The sequence below is a fragment of the Microbacterium sp. NPDC089321 genome, assembly GCF_040684935.1.
Lineage (GTDB): Bacteria > Actinomycetota > Actinomycetes > Actinomycetales > Microbacteriaceae > Microbacterium.
In genome coordinates this window covers 274,381-293,884 of sequence record NZ_JBFBGX010000002.1, presented here as the reverse complement: position 1 = coordinate 293,884, position 19,504 = coordinate 274,381, and the positions used below count along the sequence as shown (strand labels likewise).

At 70.6% G+C, this 19,504-nt stretch carries 18 protein-coding genes; 8 read left to right on the top strand and 10 right to left on the bottom strand.

The genetic code is table 11. The features are described from left to right. Complete coding sequence (mtrA, locus tag AB0N59_RS09385) at nt 1-681, bottom strand: MtrAB system response regulator MtrA (RefSeq protein WP_363482003.1); 681 nt, start codon at nt 679-681, stop codon at nt 1-3. Nucleotides 682-845: 164 nt separating this feature from the next. Between mtrA and AB0N59_RS09380 the strand changes: the two genes are divergently transcribed. From AB0N59_RS09380 to AB0N59_RS09360, 5 genes are read left to right on the top strand one after another with little or no spacing between them, the layout of a single operon-like run. Then, nucleotides 846-2,264: a hypothetical protein gene (locus tag AB0N59_RS09380; RefSeq protein WP_363482000.1), complete on the top strand. Its 1,419-nt coding sequence runs from the start codon at nt 846-848 to the stop codon at nt 2,262-2,264. Then, the gene (locus tag AB0N59_RS09375; protein WP_363481997.1) at nt 2,261-2,935 is read left to right on the top strand and encodes a DUF4129 domain-containing protein; all 675 of its coding nucleotides are present in this window, start codon (nt 2,261-2,263) and stop codon (nt 2,933-2,935) included. Before AB0N59_RS09380 ends, AB0N59_RS09375 begins: the two co-directional genes overlap by 4 nt. Then, complete coding sequence (locus tag AB0N59_RS09370; RefSeq protein ID WP_363481994.1) at nt 2,932-4,125, top strand: DUF4350 domain-containing protein; 1,194 nt, start codon at nt 2,932-2,934, stop codon at nt 4,123-4,125. Before AB0N59_RS09375 ends, AB0N59_RS09370 begins: the two co-directional genes overlap by 4 nt. A 56-nt stretch (nt 4,126-4,181) precedes the next feature. After that, nucleotides 4,182-5,105 carry a MoxR family ATPase gene (locus AB0N59_RS09365; RefSeq protein ID WP_363484176.1) on the top strand — a complete coding sequence of 308 codons (924 nt, stop codon included), beginning with the start codon at nt 4,182-4,184 and terminating at the stop codon, nt 5,103-5,105. Between the two features lies 1 nt (nt 5,106). Further along, a complete protein-coding gene (locus AB0N59_RS09360; RefSeq protein ID WP_363481991.1) occupies nt 5,107-6,414 on the top strand; it encodes a DUF58 domain-containing protein in 1,308 nt (435 codons plus the stop codon). Nucleotides 6,415-6,475: 61 nt separating this feature from the next. Here AB0N59_RS09360 and katG read toward each other — a convergent pair whose 3' ends face one another. The 3 genes from katG to AB0N59_RS09345 form a co-directional block, all read right to left on the bottom strand. Next, on the bottom strand, nt 6,476-8,698 hold the full coding sequence (katG, locus tag AB0N59_RS09355; protein ID WP_363481988.1) for a catalase/peroxidase HPI: 2,223 nt from the start codon (nt 8,696-8,698) through the stop codon (nt 6,476-6,478). 22 nt (nt 8,699-8,720) lie between these two features. Continuing rightward, complete coding sequence (locus AB0N59_RS09350) at nt 8,721-9,152, bottom strand: Fur family transcriptional regulator (RefSeq protein ID WP_363481985.1); 432 nt, start codon at nt 9,150-9,152, stop codon at nt 8,721-8,723. 118 nt (nt 9,153-9,270) lie between these two features. After that, nucleotides 9,271-9,909, bottom strand: a complete 639-nt coding sequence (locus AB0N59_RS09345; RefSeq protein ID WP_363481982.1) for an aquaporin — start codon at nt 9,907-9,909, stop codon at nt 9,271-9,273. A 188-nt stretch (nt 9,910-10,097) separates the two neighbouring features. Between AB0N59_RS09345 and AB0N59_RS09340 the strand changes: the two genes are divergently transcribed. Then, on the top strand, nt 10,098-10,886 hold the full coding sequence (locus AB0N59_RS09340) for an aquaporin (RefSeq protein WP_363481979.1): 789 nt from the start codon (nt 10,098-10,100) through the stop codon (nt 10,884-10,886). On the opposite strand, the gene AB0N59_RS09335 is transcribed toward AB0N59_RS09340, so the two are convergent. Further along, nucleotides 10,873-11,862: a stage II sporulation protein M gene (locus tag AB0N59_RS09335; RefSeq protein WP_363484173.1), complete on the bottom strand. Its 990-nt coding sequence runs from the start codon at nt 11,860-11,862 to the stop codon at nt 10,873-10,875. The two genes, AB0N59_RS09340 and AB0N59_RS09335, sit on opposite strands and share 14 nt — an antisense overlap. A gap of 16 nt (nt 11,863-11,878) precedes the next feature. Here AB0N59_RS09335 and AB0N59_RS09330 point away from each other — a divergent pair, with 16 nt between their 5' ends. After that, entirely contained in the window at nt 11,879-12,688 is an 810-nt protein-coding gene (locus tag AB0N59_RS09330; protein WP_363481977.1) for an RDD family protein, read from the top strand. Between the two features lie 26 nt (nt 12,689-12,714). Here AB0N59_RS09330 and AB0N59_RS09325 read toward each other — a convergent pair whose 3' ends face one another. Beyond that, nucleotides 12,715-12,957 (bottom strand): DUF3499 family protein, encoded by a 243-nt coding sequence (locus tag AB0N59_RS09325; RefSeq protein ID WP_363481974.1) that lies wholly within the window; start codon nt 12,955-12,957, stop codon nt 12,715-12,717. A 67-nt stretch (nt 12,958-13,024) separates the two neighbouring features. Between AB0N59_RS09325 and AB0N59_RS09320 the strand changes: the two genes are divergently transcribed. Next, entirely contained in the window at nt 13,025-13,453 is a 429-nt protein-coding gene (locus AB0N59_RS09320) for a hypothetical protein (RefSeq protein ID WP_363481971.1), read from the top strand. 10 nt (nt 13,454-13,463) lie between these two features. Here the strand turns inward: AB0N59_RS09320 and AB0N59_RS09315 are convergent, their stop codons facing one another. The 4 genes from AB0N59_RS09315 to manA form a co-directional block, all read right to left on the bottom strand. Then, nucleotides 13,464-14,834, bottom strand: a complete 1,371-nt coding sequence (locus AB0N59_RS09315) for a DUF5719 family protein (RefSeq protein WP_363481968.1) — start codon at nt 14,832-14,834, stop codon at nt 13,464-13,466. After that, complete coding sequence (locus AB0N59_RS09310) at nt 14,831-17,827, bottom strand: glycosyltransferase (protein ID WP_363481965.1); 2,997 nt, start codon at nt 17,825-17,827, stop codon at nt 14,831-14,833. The genes AB0N59_RS09315 and AB0N59_RS09310 overlap by 4 nt, the downstream gene beginning before the upstream one ends. 67 nt (nt 17,828-17,894) lie before the next feature. Further along, on the bottom strand, nt 17,895-18,212 hold the full coding sequence (locus tag AB0N59_RS09305) for a WhiB family transcriptional regulator (protein WP_204976093.1): 318 nt from the start codon (nt 18,210-18,212) through the stop codon (nt 17,895-17,897). A 145-nt stretch (nt 18,213-18,357) separates the two neighbouring features. Further along, on the bottom strand, nt 18,358-19,479 hold the full coding sequence (gene manA / locus AB0N59_RS09300; RefSeq protein WP_363481961.1) for a mannose-6-phosphate isomerase, class I: 1,122 nt from the start codon (nt 19,477-19,479) through the stop codon (nt 18,358-18,360). Nucleotides 19,480-19,504 lie beyond the last annotated feature (25 nt).

Here is a 19,504-nt window from a genome sequence, read left to right as displayed (position 1 = left end):
CTAGCCGACGCTGCCGGCGCGGTAGCCCACGCCGCGCACGGTCATCACGATGCGCGGGTTGTCGGGGTCGAGCTCGACCTTCGCGCGCAGCCGCTGCACATGCACATTCACCAGCCGGGTGTCGGCCTTGTAGTGGTAGCCCCACACCTGCTCGAGCAGCATCTCGCGGGAGAAGACCTGCTGGGGCTTGGATGCCAGGGCGACGAGCAGCTGGAACTCGAGCGGTGTCAGCGCGATGGGCGCCGTGCCGCGCCGCACCTCGTGTGCGTCGACGTCGATCGTCAGGTCGCCGACGCGGAGGACCTCGGTCTCGGCCTGAGGTGCGGGTCGCAGGCGCGTGCGGATGCGGGCGACCAGCTCCTTCGGATTGAAGGGCTTCACGATGTAGTCGTCGGCGCCGACCTCGAGCCCGCGCACGACATCGGCGGTGTCGCTGCGCGCGGTGAGCATGATGACCGGGACACCGGACTCGGCGCGGATGCGCGTGCAGATCTCGATGCCGTCCATGCCGGGGAGCATGAGGTCGAGCAGCACCAGGTCGGGGCGCGTCGCGCGCCACTCATCGACTGCCTGTGCCCCGTCGGCGCAGAACAGCGCCTCGAACCCCTCGGTTCGCAGCACGATGCCGATCATCTCGGCGAGCGCTGTGTCGTCGTCGACCACGAGGATACGAGAGGTCATGTTCCGCTCCGCCTCAGCTTTCTCTCCTGCGCGTTACCGGCTTTCCCCCCAGCCGTGCGACTCGGATCAGCCTACTTGAGATTGCCCCGTACGCGCGGAGGCGTGCGCGCTCCGCCTCAGGCGAGCGGTGTGCCACGATGGAGGAGCACACGGAGGGAATGCGAATGAGCGGTCACACCTGGACGCCCGCGCCGAGGAAGAGTGCGATCCCACTGCACCCGATGACGTTCGGGATGATCCTCGGTCGATCCTTCAGCGCCCTGCGCCACAACCCCAAGGTCCTGTTCGGGTTCGCGGTCGCGGTGCAGTTCGCGATCACGGCGATAGCGGTGGTCGTGATCGTGCTCGTGGCCGGTTTCGCTGCGGCGCGGATCGCGAGCGTCCCACCCGGCTCCCCCGACCAGGGCCCGATCGTCGCGGGAACCATCGCGCTCAGCATCCTGCTCGGCGTCGTCCTCACCCTGGCGAGCGTCGCCTTCACCTCGATCGTGCAGGGCCTGGTCGCGGCCGATGTGTCGTTCGCGGCCCTCGGACGCAGGGCGACGCTGCGCACGCTCTGGAGCCGGGTGCGTCCTGCTTTCTGGCGGCTCTTCGCCTACGCGCTGCTGCAGGGCCTCGCGGCGCTGCTGTGGATGCTCGCGGTCGGCGGCGCAGCCATCGCGATCATGGCGGGCGGCGGATTCGCCGATGGCTCGATCGGCATCGCCGTCGGTCTCGTGGTTCTGCTCGTTCTCGCCAGCATTCCGCTGGCGGTGTGGCTGACCACCAAGCTGCTCGTCGTGCCCGCGGCGCTCGTGCTCGAGCAGGCGACGATCGGCGGCGCCCTGGTGCGGTCGTGGCGTCTGATCCGCGGACGCTTCTGGCCGGCGCTCGGCGTGATGTTCCTCATCGGAGCGATCATGGGGCTCGCGGCGCAGGTGGTCAGCGTGCCGGGCTCGATCCTCTCCGGGGTGATCGGCGGCGTCATGGCACCCACGGGTTCGACAGACGAGAGCCAGGTCATCGGACTCATCGCGCTCACCGTGCTCCCCCAGATCCTCGTGCTCGCCGTGCAGGCGATCACGCTCGTCGTGCAGGGCACGGGCGCGACGCTCATCTACCTCGACAGCCGAATGCGCTACGAAGGCCTCGACCAGACGCTGATCAGGCACATCGAGCGCAGCGCCCTCGGCGCATCGGATGCAGACCTCGGCGACCCGTATGTGGTCGATCCCGCACGAGCCGTGTCGAAGACTCCCCCGCCCAAGCAGATGGCCGGGTACGCGGCCCAGCCCTCAGCCGCACCGGGTGCATTCGTCGCCAACGGCTATCCCGCACCGCATCCGGGCCAGCAGTACCCCGGCCAGCAGTACCCGGGACAGCAGTACCCCGGCCAGCCCCACCCGGGACAGCAGTACCCCGGCCAGCCCTACCCCGGCCAGCCGTACCCGGGTCAGCCGCACCCCGGTGCGCCGCAGCAGTCGCCGTACGCCGCGCAGCCGCCGGCGCCCGGCAAGCCGTACACGGCGCATGACGCATCCGCGGCCGCAGCCCCCGCAGAGCCGTCGTCCGACGGCTGGGCCGCGCCGGGCGGAGCCGGATGATCGCAGTGCTTCTTCCCGCAGACGTCTTCGTCCCCGACGGCGACGACGCGCGGCGGTGGGCGCAGGAGGAGCTCTCCAAGGCCGAGTACCAGGCGGCCAAGCCGAACTGGTTCGACCAGCTCGCCGCCGATGCCGCCGAATGGTTCTTCGGGCTCTTCACCGGTGACGGAGCGGGTTCGGTCGCGCCCCTCGCGCTGACGCTGATCACCATCGCCGTCGTGGCCGCCATCGTCGTCGCCCTGCTCGTCTGGGGTCGTCCGCGTGCCTCACGGACGACCCGCCGTCGCGGCGACCTGCTCGGCGAGAAGAACGACCGCACGGCGGCTCAGCTGCGCGCGGACGCCGAACGACGCGTCCGCGAGGGCGACTGGAGCGGAGCCGTCGTGCTGCGCTTCCGCGCGCTTGCTCGTGGACTCCTCGAGAGGGACCTCATCGACCCGGCACCGGGCGCCACCGCGCAGGGCATCGCCCGCGAAGCCGCTCCTGCTCTTGCCGCCATGACGGAGGCGCTGCACGAAGCCGCATCGCTCTTCGATGCCGTGCGGTACCTCGGCTCCGATGCGACCGAGGCTCAGTACCGCACGCTCGCGGCGACCGACGATGCCGTCCAGGCCACCGCGCCGCAGCTCGCCGCTGACGTGCACCGCACGTCCGGGCAGGTGCCCGCATGACCGCCCTCGCCACGGCGAACGACGACGTGACCGGCAGCACGGCAGCGCCGCGGCGCGCCGGACGGCGGGCGAACGTCCTGGGCTGGTTGCTCGTGGCCGTCCTGCTCGTCGGAATCGCCCTCCTGTCGCTTCGGCTGGTGACCACGGCGCCTTCGCTCGCCGGAGTCCTCAACCCGGAGTCCCCTGGTCCGGGCGGCGCCAAGGCGATCGCCGAGCTGGTGCGTCAGCAGGGCACGGAGGTGGAGGTGGTGCGCAGCCGTACGGCAGCGGCGAGCGCCCTCGAGCCGGGCGGCACCCTGGTGCTCGCCGATCCCGTCGCGCTCAGCGATGAGGCGGTGCTCACCCTCATCGGCGAAGCAGACCGCGTGGTGCTCCTCAGCACGAGCACGCGCATGCTCGACCTGCTCGAGCTGGGCACGGGAGCCGGCGGTCTGGACTCCGTGGAGGCCGGCTGCGACCGGCCGGAGTTCGCCGCGATCGGAGAGGTCGAGGCTGAGCGGATGTTCACCCCTGCCGACGACGTCGTCGGATGCTTCCGCAGCACCGGCGGCGGTGCGGCCCTGCTTCTTGCCGAACGCGAGGGAGCGCAGCTCTCATTCATCGAGGCCTCTCGCATGCTCTCGAACCGCCATCTGACGGAGAACGGCAATGCCGCTCTCGGCCTCGCGCTGCTCGCGCAGACGGATCACGTGGTCTGGTACGCGGGATCGTTCGAAGACGGCGACCGCGTCGCAGATGAGCCTGCCTCGCTCGGCGACCTCACCCCGACGTGGCTGACCCCCGCCATCCTCCTCCTGCTCCTTGCGGGCATCGCGGCGGTCTGGTGGCGCGGCGCCCGCTTCGGGCCGCTGGTCTCGGAGTCGCTCCCGGTGACCGTCCGGGCTTCCGAGACCATGCACGGTCGCGCTCGGCTGACCGCCAAGGCGGCGGATGCCCCGCACGCGGCCGCAGCCATCCGGTCCGGCACCCGCGCACGACTCGCACGGCGTCTCGCCCTCAGCCCTCGTGCGACGTCTGCCGAGATCGCGGACGCGGCATCCGACCGCCTCGGCATCCCCCGCGGATCGCTGCACGGCCTGCTCGACGGCATGCCGCCCGTCGACGACCGCGAGCTCATCGATCTCGCCAGACGACTCGCCGAACTCGAGACGGCGGTCGACACCGCCCATACCGAAAGGAACCGCCCGTGAGCGACGAGAGCACCACTCCCCCCGCGCCGCCGTCGGACGACGCGCTGCGCCAGGCCATGCACCGCGTGCGCACCGAGGTCGACAAGGCCGTCGTCGGTCAGGCCGGCACCGTCACCGGACTGCTCGTCGCCCTGCTCGCCCGTGGTCACGTGCTGCTGGAGGGGGTGCCCGGCGTCGCCAAGACGCTCGTCGTGCGCAGCTTCGCACGTGCGGTCGGCCTCGACACCAAGCGCGTGCAGTTCACCCCCGACCTCATGCCGGGCGACGTCACCGGATCGCTCGTCTACGACGCGCGCACCGGCGAGTTCGAGTTCCGCGCAGGGCCCGTCTTCACGAACATCCTGCTCGCCGATGAGATCAACCGCACTCCGCCGAAGACGCAGGCCGCCCTGCTCGAGGCGATGGAGGAGCGCCAGGTCTCGGCCGACGGGCTCAGCCGGCCGCTGCCCGACCCCTTCCTCGTCGCCGCAACGCAGAATCCCGTCGAGCACGAGGGAACGTACACGCTGCCCGAGGCTCAGCTCGACCGATTCCTGATGAAGCTCGTGGTCGGGATGCCCGAGCGCGACGCCGAGGTCTCTGTGCTGCGTCTGCACGCGAGCGGCTTCTCGCCCCGGCTGCTGACGGGCGTCGAGGCGGCCGTCACGGCCGACGAGATCCGCGCCGCGCAGGATGCGGCGGCGCGCGTGCAGGTCAACGACGACGTGCTGGGCTATGTCGTCGACCTCGCCCGCGCGACGCGTCAGTCGCCTTCGGTCGAGCTCGGCGCCAGTCCCCGCGCGTCGACCGCGCTGCTGGCGGCGGCGAAAGCATGGGCATGGCTGAACGCCTCGAGCGCCGTGACGCCTGATCACGTGCAGACCATGCTCATGCCCGTGTGGCGGCACCGTCTGCAGCTCCGGCCGGACGCGCAGATGGAGGGCGTATCGGCCGATGCCGTGCTGCAGTCCGTCGTGCAGCAGACGCGAGTGCCGATCTGACATGTTCGTCACCGCGCTTCTCGCCCCGCTCATCGCGCTGGGCGTCGTGCCGACGGTGCTGCTGGGCACCGCCGGCGCGCCGCCATGGGCGGTCTTCGGGGCCTGGATGCTGCTGTGCATCGTCCTGGTCTCGATCGATGTCATCACCGCCCCGAGTCCGCGCGCCCTCATCGTCACGCGCTCGGTGCCCGCGCGAGGCCGTCTCGGCGAACCCGTGCTGACGAGCGTCGCCGTGCAGAACATCGGGTCGCGCACTCTTCGCGGCCAGCTGCGCGACGCGTGGCAGCCGACCGCGGGGGCCCCAGCCGAGCGGCCCCGCATCAGCGTCCCGGCAGGCGAGCGCCGGCGTGTCGAGGTGCTGCTGCATCCGCGCCGCAGGGGCGAGCTGGTGAGCGAGTTCGTCGTGGTGCGCTCGCGCGGTCCGCTCGGCCTCGCCGGGCGCCAGGCTCGCCACGACGTGCGCGGCACCATGCGGGTGCTGCCCGCGTTCACCTCCCGAAAGCACCTTCCGTCGCGACTCGCACGCCTTCGCGAGCTCGACGGCAACACGTCGATCCAGGTGCGCGGACAGGGCACAGAGTTCGACTCGCTGCGCGAGTACGTGCGCGGCGACGACATCCGCTCGATCGACTGGCGCGCCACCGCACGCGCCGGCACCACGATGCTGCGCACCTGGCGTCCCGAGCGCGACCGGCAGGTGGTCATCCTGATCGACACCGGTCGCACAGCCGCCGCCCGGGTCGGCGACAGCACCCGTCTCGACGCTTCGCTCGAGGCAGCGCTGCTGCTCGCGGCGCTGGCCGCACGCGCCGGCGACCACATCAACCTGCTCATGTACGACCGCGTGGCCCGCGCTCGGGTGACCGGCGTCGACGGCGCCGCGCTCCTACCCGCGCTGACGGATGCCATGGCGCCCGTGCACGCGCGACTGGTCGACACCGACTGGGGCGGTGCCTTCGCGGCGATCCGCACGCTCACCACACGTCCCTCGCTCATCGTGGTGCTCACTGCGCAGGATGCCGCCGAGACCGCGCGCGGCTTCCTCGGCGCCTTCCCGAACGCCTCCAGTGCGACGACGGTGCTCGTGGGGTCGGTGACCGACGAGGCCATCGGCGAGCTCGCTCGTCGACGCGACTCGCGCGCCGACGTGTACCTCGCGGCCGCGGCCGAGCAGACCATGTCGGATGCCCAGATCGTGGCCGACGCGATCCGGCGCGCCGGCGGTGAGGCGATCGCCTCGGACCCCGAGCAGCTGCCGCCGCGGATCGCAGACCGCTACCTCGAGCTGAAGGCCGCCGGACGGCTCTGACCGCATGACGAACGTCGGCCCCCGTCCTCTCGGACGGGGGCCGACGTTCTGTCGCAGGAGGTCAGACGAGGTCGAAGCGATCCAGCTCCATGACCTTCGTCCACGCGGCGACGAAGTCGGCGACGAACTTCTCGCCCGATCCGTCGGCGGCGTACACCTCGGTCACAGCGCGCAGCTCGGAGTTCGAGCCGAACACGAGGTCCGCGCGGGTGCCGACCCAGCGACGCTCGCCGCTCGCCCGCTCAGTCGCGAGGAAGGCGTGCGACCCCGGGTCGAGCGGCGTCCACTCGTAGCCCATGTCGAGCACGTTCACGAAGAAGTCGTTGGTCAGCACACCGGGGCGGTCGGTGAGCACCCCGTGCTTCGAGCCGTCCCAGTTCGCGTCGAGCGCACGCAGGCCCCCGACGAGCACGGTCATCTCGGGCGCCGTGAGGTCGAGCAGGCTCGCCTTGTCGACCAGCAGCTTCTCGGCCGGCACCTCCGCGGCGGTCGCGAGCGGGCCGACGTAATTGCGGAATCCGTCGGCGATCGGCTCGAGGAACGAGAACGAGTGCACGTCCGTCTTGTCCTGCGTGGCGTCGGTCCGGCCAGGACGGAAGGGCACCGTGACCTCGTGTCCGGCATCCCGAGCTGCCTTCTCGACTCCGGCGTTGCCGGCGAGCACGATGAGGTCCGCGAGCGAGACGCGAACACCCGACTCCTCCGACGATGCCTTGACGCCGCGCAGCACGTCGAGAACCTTCTCGGTGCGCTCGGGGTTGTTCGCGGCCCACGACCGCTGGGGCTCGAGAGCGATGCGAGCGCCGTTCACGCCACCGCGCTTGTCGCTGCTGCGGAAGGATGCGGCGGCGGCCCAGGCGGTCGCCACGAGCTCCGACACCGTCAGTCCGGACTTCAGGATGCTCTTCTTGAGCTGCTCGGCCTGCTCCGGGGTGATCAGCTCGTGATCGACCGCGGGGACCGGATCCTGCCAGATGAGCTCCTCGGTGGGCGCGAGCTTCCCGAGGTATCGGCTCGACGGCCCCATGTCACGGTGGGTGAGCTTGAACCAGGCACGGGCGTAGGCGTCGGCGAATGCCTCGGGGTCGTCTCGGAACCGCTTCGAGATCGGGCCGTAGATCGGGTCGAACCGCAGCGAGAGATCGCTCGTGAGCATGCGCGGCTCGCGGCGCTTGGTCGCGTCGTGCGCCATCGGCACCATGTCGGCGCCGGCGCCGTGCTTCGGCCGCCACTGCTTCGCGCCGGACGGGCTCTCCATGAGCTCCCACTCGTACGCGAAGAGGATGTGGAAGAACTCGTTGTCCCAGCGCGTGGGGTGATAGGTCCAGGTGACCTCGAGGCCGCTGGCGGTCTGATCGTCGCCCATCCCGGTGCCGTGGGTGTTCTTCCACCCCATTCCCATGTGCTCCATGGGCGAGTCCTCGGGCGACGGTCCGACCAGATCGACGGGACCGGCGCCGTGGGTCTTTCCGAACGTGTGGCCGCCGGCGATCAGGGCGACGGTCTCCTCGTCGTTCATGGCCATGCGGGCGAAGGTCTCACGGATGTCGTGCGCGAGCTCGACGGGGTCGGGGTTGCCTCCGATGCCTTCGGGGTTCACGTAGATGAGACCCATCTGCACGGCGGCCAGTGGGCTCTCGAGCTCACGTCGCCCCTCGGGCGAGTAGCGCAGGTCGTCAGCGAGCCAGGTCGTCTCCGAGCCCCAGTAGATGTCGGCGTCCGGTTCCCAGGCATCCACTCGCCCGCCCGCGAAGCCGAAGGTGGTGAAGCCCATCTGCTCCATCGCGACGTTGCCTGCGAAGATCATCAGGTCTGCCCACGAGATGCGGTCGCCCCACTTCTTCTTCACGGTCCACAGGATGCGACGCGGCTTGTCGAGGCCGGCGTTGTCGGGCCAGCTGTTCAGGGGCGCGAAGCGCTGCTGACCTGTGCTGCCGCCGCCACGGCCGTCGGTGACACGGTAGGTTCCGGCGCTGTGCCAGGCCATGCGGATGAACGCAGGCCCATAGTTGCCGAAGTCGGCCGGCCACCAGTCCTGAGAGTCGGTCAGCACGTGCTCGATGTCACGGCGCAGCTCGTCGAGGTCGACGGTGGCGAACTTCGCACGGTAGTCGTACTCGGGCCCGTACGGGTTGGTCGCCGGCGGGTTCTTCGCCAGCACCCGCAGGTTCAGCCGGTCGGGCCACCAGTCGTGACTCGCCTTCCTGGTGCTCTTCTCGCGCGGGGACGTGTGCACCACAGGGCACTGCGCGCTGTCGGCCTGGTTCTGGATCGCGTCGGTCATCGGTCTCCTTCTTGGTGGATGGTCAGTTCTTCGCGGAGCAGGCGGGGCACAGTCCCCAGTACGTCACCTCCGCCGTCGTGATCGCGAAGCCGTGTGTGTCGGCCGGTGTCAGGCACGGAGAGGGGCCGACGGCGCAGTCGACGTCCTTGACCGCACCGCAGCCGGTGCACACGAGGTGGTGATGGTTGTCGTCGACCCGCAATTCGAAGAGCATCGGATGCCCTGCGGGCTCGATACGGCGCACGAGGCCCGCGGTCGTGAAGTCGCCGAGCGCGTTGTACACCGACTGCCGGCTCGTGGACTCGAGCTGCGATCGCACGCGCTCGAACACCTCGTCAGCACTGGCGTGGGCGTGTCCGGCGAGCGCGTCGTAGACCGCACGACGCGATTCGGTCACCCGCAGGCCGCGGGCGCGGATGGCGACCTCGGCGGGGATCAGCTGTTGTGCGGTCATGTGCACCACCCTAACTTTGATTGGATCAAATCAAAAGACGACGGCGATACCGGCGTGTCGGAACACAGAGGGGCCCTCGCTCGATGAAGCGAGGACCCCGTGGCGCGGGCGCGAACGATCAGGCCGAGACCTTGTCGTCTGCGTTCAGCACGCGGAAGAGCACAGCCGCGATCGCGGCGCCGACGATCGGCGCGACGACGTAGAGCCACAGGTTGCCCCAGTCGAACTGGCCGCTCACCGACAGGCCGAGCGCCACTGCCGGGTTGAAGCCGCCGCCCGAGATCGAGCCGACCGCCGTGGCGCCCACGAAGACGACGCCACCGATCGCGAGGCCGTAGAAGGAGTTGCCGTCAGTGTCCTTCGAGGTCGCGACATTGAGCACGACATAGGCGAGGATGAGCGTGAAGACGAGCTCGACGATGAAGGCCTTGCCGAGATCGATCTCGACGGCCTTCTCGGCCGCCGGCCACACGGCGAAGCTGACCAGAGCAGCCAGCACCGCACCGACCAGCTGCGCCACGATGTACGCGACGAGGTCGACCACGGTGAGACCGCCGCGGATGAAGACGGCGATCGAGACCGCCGGGTTCAGGTGAGCACCCGAGATGTGCCCGGTGCCGTACACCAGCACGGCGAGCGCGATGCCGATGGCGAGGGGCGTGAGAGGGCTGCCGCTGTTGACGGCGGCGATGATGCTGAGGACGAACAGGAAGGTGGCGAGTGCTTCCGCCACTGCCTTGCGGGCGGTGCCGTTCATGAATGGGTCCGTTCTTGTGTCGGGTCGAGGAGACGATGCGCACACCGTCGTCCGCACGGCACAAGCCGCGCGGACGACAATCTACCGGCGGCGCGCCCCGCTCCCCGGCGCGACTCGGCGAGCCTGACCCCGAACCGCGATCTTTGGAGGGATCATGAGGCGCACCGCTGTGTGATTTGGAGAGTGCGATGACTGTGAACCCGCCCCCGTCTGCTCCGTCGCTGAGCGCCCGCCTCACGGCAGAGGGCTTCGGCTCCTTCATGATCGTGTTCATCGGTGTCGGCGCGGCACTCTTCACGGCGACACTGTTCCCCGATCCGGGCGCTGGATCCGCTGTGTACGTGGCCGTCGCGCTCGCGTTCGGCTTCGCGATGACCGCCGCCTTCGGCTCGTTCGGCGCTCTCTCGGGCGGGCACTTCACACCGGCCGTGACGATCGGCGCGGCAGCCGCAGGACGCCTCTCGTGGCGCGACGCGCTCCCCTACGTGCTCGCGCAGGTGGTCGGGGCGGTGGTCGCGTCGACAGCGCTGATCGTCGTCGGGCTCTTCGGTCCCGACGCCTGGCTGGAGGGCGCGCAGGACTCCGGGTTCGCGAGCACCGGCTGGGGCTCGCTCTCCCCCGGCGGATTCGGGATGCCCGCGGCGATCGTCATCGAGCTCATCCTCACCGTGCTGCTCGTGCTCGTCTTCCTCAGCGTGACGCACCCCGAGCGCGCCACTCGTTCAGCGGGGGTGACGATCGGACTCGCGTTCACGGCGGTCCAGCTCGTCGCGATCCCGATCGCGGGCGGAGCCGCGAATCCCGCGCGCTCGATCGCGACCGCCATCTACGGCGGAATCGACCCGCTGGCGCAGCTGTGGGTCTTCCTCGTCTTCCCCGCTCTGGGCGCCGCGGCGATCGGGATCGCCTATCGGGCGCTGTTCGACGGCGCCGCCGGCTCGGATGGCGGCGAACCCCCCGCTTTCAGCCCGCGGTGAGCGTGGGCGTGCCTGCCTCGTATTCGACGAGGTCGCCGCTCTCTCCGCGTCGAGCCGCCCGACGGCCGATCACGAGCATGTAGAACAGGAACGCCGCGAGTGCGATCGCCCCGATCCCGATCTTGACGGGCCAGGGCAGGTTCGAGCCTGTGACGAACCCCTCGACCAACCCCGACAGCAGCAGCACGAAGATCAGCCCGATTGCGACGGTCGCGAGCGACCGGCCACCGGCTGCCAGCGACTCGGTCCTGGTGCGTCGCCCTGGCGCCGCCCAGGCCCAGAAGATGTGCAGGCCAGCGGCGGAGGCGACGAAGATCGCGGTGAGCTCGAGCATCCCGTGCGGGAGGATGTGCAGGATCATCGTGTCGAGGTGGCCGTAGGCCGACATCACCGCGGCGGCGACGCCGAGACCGAAGGCGTTCTGGATGAGCATCCACACGGGCCAGATCCCCGTGACGCCGAACAGCACGCACTGCATCGCGATCCACGCGTTGTTGAGCCAGACCATGCCTGCGAACGACGCCATCGGCCCGTAATAGTCGACGAAGTCCTCTTCAGCGTACTTCTGCAGCATCTCAGGGGGCCCCAAGGTCGCGATCAGCGCAGGGTCGGACGCGATCCAGGCGCCGGTGATCAGGACGGAGAGCACGAAGGCGACCGCGATCACCCCTGTCGTCCAGCGGATGCGATAGAGCGCTGCCGGCAGCTGCAGCGTGAAGAACCGGGTTGCCTGGGTGAGGATGTTGTCACTGGCCCCGGTGAACCTCAGTCGCGCCGCAGCGAGGATCGTCGACAGGTAGGCGCCCTGCGGCGAATCTCCGACAGAGGTCTTCAGCTCGGCGAGATCTGCGGATGCCGCGCGATAGCGCACGATGAGCTCGTCGACCTCGGCGCCGCTCAGCCGGCGCTTTCGGCTCAGCGCATCCAGCCGCTCCCACTCCGGGCGGCGGGCGTCGGTGAGGGCATCGGCATCCACCTGATTTACTGTACTCATGATGAGCGCGGTCGCCGACGAGCAGGAGATCCTGTCCGGAGAAGCCGTGGCGATCGATGTTCAGCCGGTCGGGTTCGTGCTCCGCGCGGCGGGAGCCCTGATCGACATGGCGATCGGCTTCGCGCTGTTCCTCGCCGTGACCTGGGTGCAGGTGTGGCTGATGTCGGAGGGCCTGCTGAGCGAGCACACCTTCCGAATCCTGATGATCAGCGCCGCGGTGCTGAGCTTCCTCGTGCTGCCCATCACGATCGAGGTCGCGATGCGCGGCCGCAGCGTCGGCAAGCTCGCGGTGGGCGGGCGCATCGTGCGGATCGACGGCGGGGCGATCACCTTCCGGCACACGTTCATCCGAGCTCTCGTGGGCGTGCTGGAGATCTACATGACCTTCGGCGGCGCCGCGGTCATCACGGGTGCACTCACCGCACGCTCTCAGCGGCTCGGCGATCTCGTCGCCGGAACGTACTCGCAGCGCGTGCGCACGCCGGCGCTGCCCTCCCATCAGCCCCCACTGCCGCATTCCCTGAGAGGGTGGGCGACGATCGCCGACGTCGCCCGCATGCCGGATCGGCTCGCGCGGCGCATCTCGCAGTTCCTCGCCAACGCGCAGCGATTGTCGCCCGCGGCACGATCGAGCGTCGCTCAGGAGCTGGCCGCTGAGGCCAGGCCGTTCATCTCCCCTGTTCCCGCGGTCTCAGCCGAGGAGCTGCTCATGGGGATCACCGTGCTGCGACGCGAGCGCGAGCAGCGGGCTCTGAAGATGTCCGACGAGCGAGCGGAACGACTCAGCGGGCGACGCATCGGGGTCTGATCCCGCGGCCCGCGAGGCCGACCATGTCAGGCGCGCAGCGCCTCGTGACGGATGACCAGCCAGCCGGCGGGAACCGAGAGTCGCTCGGAGTGCGTGGCGCAGAGGTCGTGGGCGTGGGGGTCGCCGCCGGGTCCGAGCGGGCCGAGGGCAGCCATCTGGTCGCCGTAATCGAAGGTCAGCGTCGCGACGGCCTCGCGCGCGCAGGCGACCTTCGAGCAGAGCCTTTCGTCAACGCCGAGGTGCGCGTCGAGCCGGAGTCGTTCGTCCATCGCATCCACCCTACGACCGCACCGGCCGACGGCTCCGCAGCCGCGCGGCAGCGCTTAGACTTTCGGCATGCCCGGCCGACGCTCCATTCCTGTCCCGCGACGCGGCGCACGTCACGGGCGCCACGGCCGCCTCGGCCGCAGCGAGGTCGTCCGCCCTCCCCTGCCGCCGCTCGACGGCCGGCTGGACAGGTTCGAGATCACCGTCGGCAGCGCTGTGGAGTACCTGCGGGGAGCGTGGGAGGAGCTGCGGGAGGTTCGCTTCGAGATCGCCGCGATGCCGGCGCACGACCGCGGCGACGGCATCCCGCTCTGGCGCGCCGACACGACGACACAGCGCGTCACCCTCTATCGAGTCCCGATCGAGCGCCTGCTGCCGAAAGGACACGACGACGCATCGCACCGCCGGATGGCGATCGAGAGCGCCGTGTTCCACGCGGCCGCCGAGTACGTCGGACGCGAGCCCTGGGAACTCGGCCCGGACGGCCGCGACCACTGACGCGACGCCGTCAGGGGCGCACCACGATCGGCTGCTGCGTCGCCGGCGGCGACCAGAGCGGCCACCCCGCGACCGCACCGTCCCCGAGCAGACCCACTGCGGCGTGCACGGCCCCCTCCGTACGGAGCCGATGTCCGCCGGCACGCAGCGCGATCGCCTCGACGCCGTCCGCAGGCAGCTCGATGGTCTGCGCGCTGGGCCCCTCGAGACTCACTGACACAGGGTCGAAGCCGGTATTCCGCAGGTACAGAGTGGCGGCAGCGCCGGAGGGCACCGTGAACGGCACCGTCCCGCTCAGCTGGGGAGCCGGAAGCATCCAGTTGAAGTCCTCACGGCCCTCCGCTCGCACAGTCTGGCGAGCGGCTGCGACGATCGGCGCCGTCGCGTCGATCTCGACGTCCTGAGCCCCGGCGGGAACGCCGGTCAGCGAGATCTCCGCCGGGACGCCCGCGGTCAGCTCAACCGTGTACTCGTCCGAACCGGCATCTCCGGCGGCCCCGCGTACTCGGACGGTCGCCGTGGCGTCGTCCGCGGGAGCGAGGATGCGCAGCAGGATGCCTGTGGAGTCATCTCCCTCGGTGACCGGCTGAGACTGCACGCCGAGGAGCCTGAGGCTCTCCTGTGCGCCACCGGTGCCGTCCTGCACGTCGATGCCGACGGCGTCGAGCGTGCGCACATGCGCCGACTGCATCGCCGCGCGCACCGGGGCGCCCGAGGCGATCACCTCGATGACCGGACGCGGCTCGGACCCGGCTACGGACGCGAGCGACAGCGTCAGCTGGGTCTTCGGCTGCACGACCTTCGTCGTGCTCGCCTTCTGAGACCCATAGACGTTCAGATCGACGGTCGCGGCCACGTCGGCGGGGTTGGACAGCACGATCACGTCGGAGGATCCGGTCGATCCGTCGCCACCCACCAGCCAGGAGCGCATGGTCGCCTCGCGACAGGGTGCGGCGGCGAAGCCGCGCAGATCCTCGTCGTCGAGCGTGAGCGACTCCGAGGCCGAGATCAGCGGGGCCGTGCGGTCGGCGACGGCCCCTGTGATGCTCTGAGCCCCCTCACCACCGAGCACATCCGGCATCTGCAGCGGTGCCGTGCTGGTCTGGTGGTCGCCGGCATCGAGGCGGAGGCGTGGCACCCCCGCCGACACGAGCAGATCCGCCCTGCTCGAATCGCGTCCGAGAGCCCGGAAGGACCCATTGCACACGATCGTGGAGTCACCGGGCATGGGGGTCACCGTCGTGGAGGCAGGAGTGCTCTGCAGCACCGGCCACGGCGCGGCGACGGACGCTGCGACGCCGAGTACGCAGGCCGTCGCGACGGCCGCCCCGGTGGCTATGCGCGCTCCGGTGGCGGCGAGATGGATGGTGCGCTGCTTCATCGGCTCTCCTTCTCAGCGGCCGGCTGCCCCGCGTCCGCGGACGCGCCGGGACCGTCGGCCTCAGCGTGGGCAGCTTCAGCGGCTTCGTCCCGCACGGCGTCGCCGTGCGGTTGGGAAGCGGCGGATGCCGCCGACGCCGGCTCCACGTGGACGGCGACGTGCTCGCTGCGACGTCGAGGAAGGACGAACGGCTCGTCGGCTGCTCGGCCCACGACCCGCGAGCGCGCACGAGCCTCGCGGCGAGACGCCCTGGTGGGGATCGCGAGCAGCAGAGCAGCCAGGATCACGATCAGCTGCGCGAGCCCGACCAGACGCCCCACCGTGCTCTGCACCTCGGACGGCTGGATGCGCGTGGCGACGGCGGTGTCGATCTGCCAGAGCATTCCGCTCGGCGTCTCCCCCGCCTTGACGAATCCCGCTCTCTGGTCGATGGCGGTGATCGCCGCGTCGACCATGCTGCGAGCCTGGTCGCTCTGCCCGCGACGGGAGGTGAGCAGCACGAAGCCGATCCCCCGATCCCCCAGAGCCGCGGCAGCATCGAAATCCCGCGCAGACAGCAGATCGACGGCGTCGGTGGCGATGTCGTCGCCCTGCACGCGCGTCGCCGTGCTGAGCAGGGTCGTCTGCGCACTCAACGTGGAGCTCGGACCCCACACGACCTGAGTCCCCAGAGATCCGTCGTCGAGGGGCGTCATGACGAGCGTGCCGCTCTCGACGTCGTCGACCGCATGGGCGGCGACGAGTGCGGGCAGGGTGCTGGTCGCTCCGTTGCGGATCTGCGCCTCGCCGAGATTCACGGCCAGCAGTCCGGGGATCGCACATGCGGCGACGGCGACCCCTGTGATGAGAGCAGCCACCGAGCGCAGTGCGGTCATGGCGACCACCGTGTCGAGGGTGACGAGCGCCGCCCCCACCGCGCCGAGCCAGGCGAGGCTCAGCCCGGTTCCCGGCCAGATCGCGACGGCCTCGCCGTGTGCGAACGACACGGCGACGCCCACGGCGAGCATCGCGGCGACGAGGCCGGTGAGGGTGGTGAAGAGGAGCGCGAATCCGGCTCGCCAGCGCGGCGAGAGCGCTGACACGAGCGCGAGAAGCCCGAGCGGCGCGAGCAGCAGTGCCGCGAACGGCGCGGTGCCCTCGCCGACCAGCCAGTCCCACCCGCCGAAGCCAGGGGCGGGGAACCCCTGCGCGATGTGCAGTCGCCCCAGCGCATCCGCCGTGGCCTGCGCGAGCGGCTGCACCGCCCCCGGGTCGGCGAGAAGCGCCCACGGATCGCCGTCACTCAGCCGTCGATGGATGAGAGGAGCGAAGAGCGCTGCTGCGGGGACGAGCAGCCAGAACACGCGCACAGCCCCCCGCACCCGTCCGGTGGAGAGCATGAAGACGAGAGTCAGCGACCACAGCAGCGCGAGAGCCGGCGCGAGCGACGGAGCGCAGGCGAGAGACGCCGCGGCGATGACCGATGCCGCGCCTGCTGCTCCCCAGGAGCGGTGCGCGACCGCTGCCGAGTGGAACAGCCACGGCAGAAGCAGGTGCAGCAGCACCGCCGCGGGCCGACCCTGCACCAGCGCCGCGAGGAAGGTCGGCGCCAGGGCCCACAGCACACCGCCGAGGATGCGCAGACCAGCGCGGTCTGTGACGCGCGTCGCGGCGAACCATCCGCCGAGCACCGCGAGCGGGAGCGCACCCAGCCAGAGGAGCACGACCGCGAATGACGGCTCACCCGGCCAGAGCGTGCCGAGCACGGCGAGCACTGCGGCGAAGGGATCAGCAGGGCCGACGACCCCGAGACCGAGGTCGCGCAGGCCCCAGCCCGCGTCCTTCCAGAGGTCGGCGACGTCCTGTCGCATCGGCAGCAGCTCGCCGCCGCCGATGCTCGGCCACGCGAGCAGCGGGAAGAAGGCGGCGATGCCCACGACGAGCGCCGCGAGAGTGGCCCATGCGCCTCCCCCGCTGAAGAAGCGCAGCTCGCTCACCGCCCCGCGCTCGCTCCCGTGACCATCGTCGAGTCGATGCCGGAGCTGTCGTGCGCTCACGCGCAGCGGGGCGATGCTCGCCCACGATGCGGAGCGGAAGGAGCGGATCGCACGCCGCGAACGCAGGACCGCACCGACGGAGACCATGCTCGCGAGCGCCGCACCCCACTCGGGGGCGACAGCGCCCGGACGCTTGCCGATGAGGTGCACGATCGATCGCCACAGGGCGAGGGGCAGCAGGCTCAGCCAGTGCAGCGGAACCGCGATCGCCGGGGCATATGCGAGCCGCCGGTGCAGCTGCGCCCGCCTGCTCATCCATGCGCGGGCCGCCTCCCGCTGCGGCGCGGCTGCCACTCCGTCCGGTCGCACGCCGATTCGCGCTCGCGGCACGAGAACCGCTCGGGCTCCGCCGAGGCGGGCGCGCACGCCGAGATCGAGACCCTCGTCGGCGCCGCCGAGGCCCGGGTCGGGGCGCAGCACCGTGGGCGCGGCGCCGCGGATCAGCATCCCCCGCACATCCGCTCCGAGGGTGTCCTCGTCGGAATCGTGCTGCCCCTGGTCGAGCTCGTCCGCCGCCAGCTCGACCGTCCGGCCGAACCGGCTGATGCTGATGCCCATCGACACGATCTCGCGGTCGTCGTCGTGACGAACCAGCTTCGGCGCGGCCAGGGCCGCGGAGGGCGAGCGTTCCAGCGAGCCGGCGAGCAGCTGCAGTGCTCTCGGCTCCGGCACGGAGTCGTGAGCCAGCATCCAGACGGAGGAGCCCGCCGCGACACGGGGCTGCGCGAGCGCGATCGCCTCCGCGAAGGTCGTGGTCGGCCGCGCCTCGATGATCGCCTCGACGCTGTGACCGATCCCCTCGACGGCGCGCACCTGTGCGCCGTTGCCCAGCACGACGACCGTGACGGTGTCGGGCGGAGTGGACTGTCTGCGGATGGCTTCGAGAGTGCGGCCGAGCTGTGCGGCTGCGGGTTCGCCGGTGCGTGCGACGACGATGGCGTGTACTCGGGATGGCATGGCAGAGCCAGCCTAGACAGGCATGCGCGGGGCGCCGGTCATCGGACTCGGCGCGCCCGCGAAGCCGTCAGCTTGCGCGGCGCTTGAGCTTGCGACGCTCGCGCTCGCTCAAGCCGCCCCAGATGCCGAAGCGCTCGTCGTTGTTCAGCGCGTACTCGAGGCACTCGCCCCGGACGTCGCATGACGTGCAGATGCGCTTGGCGTCTCGCGTCGAGCCGCCCTTCTCGGGGAAGAACGCCTCGGGATCGGTCTGCGCGCAGAGCGCGTCCGCCTGCCAGGCGAGTGCGCCGTCGTCTTCGGCATCTGCTCGGCGTACGCCGGGCACGCCGAGATTCACTGGATCGACGAACCAATTCTCGGGAACGTCTGACCGGTAACCCGTCATCTCGATCTCCCAACCCTGCTCGTGCCCCCCTCGGGCCGTGCACGACTAATTACACCCGTGTCATTCGCCGTGGTCAAGTCGCAGATAGTAAACCCTCAAGGGTGCGTTTAAGGTTCATTGAACCCGCGTCGGCGTGTCGCGGCGGTCAGACGGCCGCACCCGGCTGCGCGATGAACGCCTCGCCGGTTCCCCGCAGCACCAGCTCCGGCTCGTCCGAGGTCGCGAACACCGCCCTGCCGACGGCGACCGGAACATCCGCGTCGGACGCTCCCGAGACCGTCAGCTCACCGCGGGTCGCGAGCACCATCGAGGGCCCGCTGACCTCAGCCCGATACTCGCCGTCTACGAGGACGCGGCGCAGCGCGAAGTCGTCCACCGGCACGTCGTACGCGGTGACCTCCCCTGTGCTCGGCTGCACGGGCACCGCGGCCGGGCTGGTGTCGACGATCGCGAGAAGCTCGTCGACGTCGATGTGCTTGGGCGTGAGTCCACCGCGAAGAACGTTGTCGCTGGCCGCCATGATCTCGACACCGAGGCCCGAGACGTATGCGTGCAGCAGCCCCGCACGGAGGAAGATCGCCTCGCCGGGGGCCAGCACCACGAAGTTCATCAGCATCGCCACGACCACCCCCGGGTCACCCGGGCAGCGCTCGGCGATCCCGCGCAGGGCGTTCAGAGCGTCGGCGAACTCCTCCGACTCCGCGGTGGGCAGGCCCGCGACGATCTCCGCGACCTCGTCCGCGGCGTCGCCGGAGAGCAGCCAGCCGATCGTGGTGCGCAGGGCCGTCGCCTCGTCACCCGCGCCGAGCCGCTCGCTCAGTTCGCGCACGCCGTCCGCACCCGGGAGGGATGCCAGGAGGCGCTGCGTCTCGGCAACCGGGCGGAGCCCGGCAAGCGCCTCGAAACGCTCGCTCAGCGCGACGATGAGCTCGGGCTTGTGATTGGCGTCGCGGTAATTGCGCGCAGGGTCTCCTGCATCCATCCCCGTCTCCCGCGCGAAGCCCTCGCGAGCCTGCTCACGAGTGGGGTGGACCTGGATCGAGAGCGGATCGGCGGCGGCGAGCAGCTTGAGGAGATACGGCAGCGATCCGCCGGTGACGGCATCGAGGGTGCCGCCGGTGCTGACGTCCGCCGGATCGCCGGGATGGTCTCCGAACCACACCTCCGCCTCCGGGGATGCCGAGGGCGCGCGCCCTTCGAGGGCGGCCAGCAGAGTCGTCGAGCCCCAGGCGTAGTCACGGGGATGATTCGCGATCGAGAGAAGCATGATCTCAGCGTAGGTCGAGACGGGT